Below are 6,180 nucleotides of genomic sequence, written 5' to 3' on the forward strand. Positions count from 1 at the left end.
GCCAGGCTTTGATTAGCCAGGCTTTGATTATAAATTGTGACTGTTGCTTGCGATTTTTGATAGTTGCGATGCTCATGTATTGGCATACACTGTGCGTCTCGCTTCAAAACTCACTGCGAATAGCTCGCAATTTAAGCATCAAAGCGGATATGCGTAAGACTTTGATGAGAAAACACCAAGCCCTGACCTCACGGTCGGGGCTTTTTTGTATCTATAGCAAGATATCACGCGTTTTGATTCAATAACTTACCGCTTCAAACTCTATAAACCGTTATACCTCAATAATGTATATCTGTGCCCACTCAACGCGGAAGCCGAGAGTCGATTCCAATATTACTCGGTAAAGCGCGCTTCTCACCGGTAATCTATAGACATAAAAAAACCTCCTTTGCGGAGGTTTTGATTATCAAGCTTGTTGACTCGCTATTACGCTGGATTCTTGGCGATCAGTTTTCTTGTTCGCTCTGCGGGTTCATCGAGTCCAAGCTTTTCATAGGCTTTAAGCATTAAAGGGAGTGACGCTCTGGCCGCTTCTGTATCAGGGAAGTCACGCTGCAACGCTTGGCAACGATTAACCGCGGCAACCCAAGCTTCTCGACGAATGTAGTAATCTGCTGCGGCGAGCTCATAGTTAGCAAGGCGGTTTTTTAATGCGGTCATCCGCGCTTTGGCATCTGCGGCATACTCACTGTTTGGATAGCGCTCAAGCAGGCGACGAAAATCGGCAAATGCTTTGCGTGCTGGCTGAGGATCTCTGTCGTCCCGCTCCATACGAAGAATATCGTGAATGAGGCTACGATCTTGCGCCATATGGGTAAGGCCACGCATATAAACCACCCAGTCACTTTCTGGGTGCGCAGGGTGCATACGCATAAAACGATCAATGGTTGCCTCGGCTAAAGCCAAGTCATCATTTTTGTAATATGCATAAATCAGATCCAGCTGCACTTGATCAGAATAAGCACCAAAGGGATAGCGTGAATCCAGTGCTTCCAGCTTTTCAATAGCGGTTATCCAAGCCCCTTGATTTAACTGCGCTTCAGCATCCTGATACAGTTTGGATGGCGGATCGTCTTGGACGACTTGGTCGTTACTTGAACAACCGGCGAGTAGAGAGGCTGCGAGTAGTGCAGTCAGGGTTAGGCGTTTCATGGGTTATCGCACTTCCTTGAAAAGTTTTTATGCCATCTGGATTACGGTCGCAGCGGCAAACAGATACAATGTCATCATTCCGGCTATTTTATCCAGTGACAGGCGACTATAGCAAAAGGCGTTGATAGGCGATATGCCGAGCGCCACTATAACGACTGTCGCGAGGGTTTAGTCATAGAAATCATAGAAAAGTTCGATATGGCACAACAGATAGAATTATCCCACCAGATCCAAGACCATCAACTAGGTCAACGGCTTGACCAAGCCATTGCTGAGTTGTTTCCTGACTACTCACGCTCTCGGATCAAGACTTGGATCCAAGCCGGCCAGGTATCACTCGATGGTGTGACCATTGATAAGCCGCGCCAAAAAGTGATGGGCGGAGAAAACGTTGAGATCACTGCGGAAATTGAAGATGACGATCGCTGGATAGCGCAAGATATTCCGCTAGATATTGTCTATGAAGATGATGACTTGTTGGTGATTAATAAACCTGCGGGGCTGGTTGTTCACCCAGGCGCAGGTTGCCCTGATGGCACTTTACTGAACGGTCTGTTGTATCGTTATCCGGAAATTGGAGACGTACCTCGGGCAGGGATAGTGCATCGTTTGGATAAAGACACCACGGGATTAATGGTGGTCGCTAAAACTATTCCGGCACAAACCCGTTTGGTGCGTGCGCTACAAAAGCGGAAAATTACCCGTGAGTATGAAGCCATTGCGATTGGTAATATGACCGGCGGGGGGATGGTGGATAAGCCGATTGGCCGCCATTCGACCAAGCGCACCCATATGGCCGTGCATGAGCTAGGTAAACCCGCGATCACTCATTATCGCGTCGCGGAACATTTTCGTGGTCACACACGATTACGGTTGCGGTTGGAAACGGGCCGTACCCACCAGATCCGTGTCCATATGGCCTACTTAAATCATCCTCTAGTGGGTGATCCCTTATATGGCGGGAAGGCCAAACCGCCTCGTCACGCTGACAATGAGCTTGTACAAAGTCTGCGCCAATTCCGACGCCAGGCATTGCATGCGGCCATGCTACGCTTAGATCATCCTGTTAGCGGTGAGTTGATGGAATGGCATGCACCGATCCCCGACGATATGGTGGCCTTGACTGAACGGTTAAGAGACGATCAAACCCAATATGGAGAAGAGGACTACTGATGTATTGCCTTCAGCCTGATTGGCCCGCTCCGAGTAACATACGAGCGCTGACCACCACGCGTATTGGTGGTGCCAGTCAAGGGAGCTTTTCGGGTTGGAATCTTGGCATGCATGTTGGCGACGCGCCTGAAGCTGTGGGTCAAAATCGCGCACTGCTTGCACAGCAGGTGAGTGGGGATATCACTTGGCTTGAACAAGTCCATGGTACACACGTTGTCCACTTGCCGACCCGCTCGCCTCATCCACAGGCAGATGCGGCCTTCACCGATACGACGGGTCAAGTGTGTACCATCATGACGGCTGATTGTTTGCCTGTGCTCGTTTGCAGTGACGATGGTCAGCAAGTCGCTGCTGCCCACGCAGGTTGGCGAGGTTTATCGTCTGGCGTGTTAGAAGCGACGCTATCTCTGTTCTCCGATCCCAATCGATGTCTTGCCTGGTTAGGGCCAGCCATTGGGCCACAGGCTTTTGAAGTTGGGGAGGAGGTGATCGAGGCGTTCGTAACGCACTCACCGCAGGCGATGTCGGCATTTACCGCAAAAGGAAACGGTAAGTATTTTGCTGATCTTTATCACCTTGCGAAGCAACGACTCCAACAGGCTGGCGTTACTGCTGTTTATGGCGGGGAGTTTTGTACCTACCAGCAGGCGGATCAGTTTTATTCGTATCGACGAGATGGGCAAACAGGCCGGATGGCAACCTGCATCTGGCGGGTGAAATAAAATCGACAAAGGCGCTTGAAAAGCGCCGCAATCGTGCCCATTTATTCATCAACTAGAGGTGTTAAGTGGGAGGAACTATGCGCCTTGACCGATTTACGAGTAAATTCCAAATTGCGATTTCTGATGCGCAATCACTGGCATTAGGGCGAGATCACCAGTACATCGAGCCTGTTCACTTGATGACCGCACTCCTGAACCAAGACAGCAGTGCCATCCGCCCGTTATTGACCATGCTGAATGTGGATGTGAGCCAGCTGCGTTCCAGCCTTTCTGAGTTATTAGACCGCTTACCACAAGTAACGGGTACCGGTGGCGAGGTTCAGCTTTCAAACCACCTGGGTACGTTATTTAACCTGTGCGACAAAATCTCGCAAAAGCGTAAAGATAAATATATCTCGTCAGAGCTTTTTGTTTTGGCTGCGGTGGAAGATAAAGGTCAGTTGGGCGAGCTGTTACGTAGTCACGGTTTAACATCGCAAAAGGTTGAAGAAGCGATAGAGAAAGTCCGTGGTGGGCAGCAAGTGGATGATCCTAACGCGGAAGAGAACCGCCAAGCCCTCGAAAAATTCACCATTGATCTTACTGAGCGTGCAGAGCAAGGCAAGCTCGACCCTGTCATTGGCCGTGATGATGAAATCCGTCGTACGGTGCAAGTGTTACAACGCCGTACCAAAAATAACCCAGTGCTGATTGGTGAGCCTGGCGTGGGTAAAACGGCCATCGTGGAAGGCCTGGCTCAACGCATTGTGAATGGTGAAGTGCCAGAAGGACTTCGTAGCAAACGCGTACTCTCTCTTGATATGGGCTCACTGGTCGCAGGCGCGAAATACCGTGGTGAATTTGAAGAACGTTTAAAAGCGGTGCTGAATGAACTGGCCAAAGAAGAAGGCAATGTCATTCTCTTTATCGACGAACTTCACACCATGGTGGGCGCAGGTAAAGCTGAAGGGGCCATGGACGCGGGCAACATGCTTAAGCCTGCCTTGGCACGTGGTGAACTCCATTGTGTGGGGGCAACTACGCTGGATGAATACCGACAGTATGTGGAAAAAGATGCGGCACTAGAACGCCGTTTCCAAAAAGTGTTGGTGAGTGAGCCGAATGTCGAAGACACGGTGGCCATTTTGCGAGGCCTCAAAGAGCGTTATGAGTTGCATCATGCGGTAGAAATTACCGATCCGGCTATCGTAGCTGCTGCGAGTTTGTCACACCGCTATATTGCTGATCGGCAGCTGCCAGATAAAGCTATCGATCTGATCGACGAGGCTGCGTCTAGTATTCGGATGCAAATAGACTCTAAGCCAGACTCACTCGACAGGCTTGAGCGTCGCATTGTGCAACTGAAGATAGAGCAGCAAGCGCTGGAAAAAGAAGAAGACAGTGCGAGCCAAAAGCGCTTAGAAACGCTTCGCGACGAGCTAGAAGCAAAAGAGCGCGAGTATGCAGAATTAGAAGAGGTCTGGAATACTGAAAAAGCCGCTGTATCTGGTGCTCAACACATCAAAGCAGCGTTAGAGCAAGCGCGTACTGATATGGAAATCGCACGTCGAGCCGGCGACTTGAGTCGGATGTCAGAGCTGCAATACGGCAAGATCCCTGAGTTAGAGAAGCAATTGGATCTTGCCAGCCAAGCAGAGATGCAGGAAATGACGCTGCTTAAAAACCGTGTCACGGATGCAGAGATTGCTGATGTTATCGCACGGCAAACAGGCATCCCAGTGTCGCGTATGCTTGAAAGCGAAAAAGAAAAGCTGCTCAAGATGGAGTCAGCATTGCATGAACGCGTGATAGGGCAAGATGAAGCGGTGAGCGCTGTTGGTAATGCTATTCGCCGTAGCCGTGCCGGTTTGGCGGATCCGAATCGCCCAATTGGTTCATTTCTCTTCTTGGGCCCAACGGGGGTAGGTAAAACCGAACTTTGTAAATCACTGGCTGAATTCATGTTTGACAGCCGTGATGCCATGGTACGGATTGATATGTCCGAATTTATGGAGAAGCATTCCGTGGCTCGCCTTGTGGGTGCACCCCCAGGTTATGTGGGTTATGAAGAAGGGGGGTATCTGACCGAAGCGGTACGTCGTCGCCCTTACTCTGTCATTCTGCTCGACGAGATAGAGAAAGCTCACTCGGATGTGTTTAACATCTTGCTACAGGTGCTGGATGATGGGCGCCTGACGGATGGTCAAGGCCGCACTGTCGACTTTCGCAATGCGGTGGTGATCATGACGTCAAACCTTGGCTCAGAGCAGATTCAGGCGCATTTCGGTGAACTGGACTATGCGGGTATAAAACGCACCGTGATGGAAGTGGCTGCAAATCATTTCCGTCCAGAATTCATCAACCGAATCGATGAAGCGGTGGTGTTCCACCCATTAGCCGAAGACCACATCAAAGAGATTGCAGGTCTACAGATGCAAGAGCTGGCTCATCGTATGGCCGAAAGAGACTTTAAGCTTGAGGTCTCAGACGCAGCCTTGGCAAAAGTGGCTAAAGGTGGCTTTGACCCCGTCTATGGTGCGCGTCCACTCAAACGTGCTATCCAGCAGACAATTGAAAACCCGCTTGCTCAGCAAATTCTAAGTGGCGAGCTGATACCAGGGCGGCCTGTTTTCCTCGATGTTGAAAACGATCAAATCATCGCAAAACAGGACTGATAGATACTTATTGAGCGAAAGCCACCGACTTTAGGTGGCTTTCTGCTTAGTTTTCGCATGGAAATGCTCAGTAATAATGCACCTTGTTGGCTTTTTGCTCGCTTGAAATGTTTTTATCAAAAACTCCTTGCGTCAAAAAATCACCTCTCTATAATGCGCTCTCGTTGGCACGGCAAGCCGCGCTAACAACGGCAAAACAAACAAGCAAAACAAAATGCTTGACTTGTTGCCAAAGTGGCGTAAGATGCCACTCCCGCTCAAGATTGAGCGGTGCTCTTTAACAATTTGACCTATGCAATCTGTGTGGGCACTCGTTGAGAATAGACAAAAAGATTTATTCGATGAACTGAGTGACCAAACGACAACTTTTACAGTTGTTCGGCACAGTCAATTCGTTTTTCTCTTCGGAGAGAAACAGTAATCAGTATTCATTGAGCTGAAACTTCGGTTTCGAAAAAACTTTAATTGAAGAGTTTGAT

4 protein-coding genes are annotated in these 6,180 nt (G+C 49.5%); 3 read left to right on the forward strand and 1 reads right to left on the reverse strand.

Features of this window, described 5'->3' with window-relative positions:
• Positions 1–426: 426 nt before the first annotated feature.
• Positions 427–1,152, reverse strand: a complete 726-nt coding sequence (gene bamD / locus BZG20_RS15735; RefSeq protein ID WP_077579590.1) for an outer membrane protein assembly factor BamD — start codon at positions 1,150–1,152, stop codon at positions 427–429.
• Between the two features lie 198 nt (positions 1,153–1,350).
• Here bamD and rluD point away from each other — a divergent pair, with 198 nt between their 5' ends.
• From rluD to clpB, 3 genes are all read left to right on the forward strand, one after another.
• Positions 1,351–2,325 carry a 23S rRNA pseudouridine(1911/1915/1917) synthase RluD gene (gene rluD / locus BZG20_RS15740; protein WP_077579591.1) on the forward strand — a complete coding sequence of 325 codons (975 nt, stop codon included), beginning with the start codon at positions 1,351–1,353 and terminating at the stop codon, positions 2,323–2,325.
• Positions 2,325–3,047: a peptidoglycan editing factor PgeF gene (pgeF, locus tag BZG20_RS15745; RefSeq protein ID WP_077579592.1), complete on the forward strand. Its 723-nt coding sequence runs from the start codon at positions 2,325–2,327 to the stop codon at positions 3,045–3,047. The genes rluD and pgeF overlap by 1 nt, the downstream gene beginning before the upstream one ends.
• Before the next feature lie 77 nt (positions 3,048–3,124).
• Complete coding sequence (gene clpB, locus BZG20_RS15750; RefSeq protein WP_077579593.1) at positions 3,125–5,701, forward strand: ATP-dependent chaperone ClpB; 2,577 nt, start codon at positions 3,125–3,127, stop codon at positions 5,699–5,701.
• Positions 5,702–6,180 lie beyond the last annotated feature (479 nt).

This window comes from Salinivibrio sp. IB868 (assembly GCF_001995655.1).
Taxonomy (GTDB): Bacteria; Pseudomonadota; Gammaproteobacteria; order Enterobacterales; family Vibrionaceae; genus Salinivibrio; species Salinivibrio siamensis.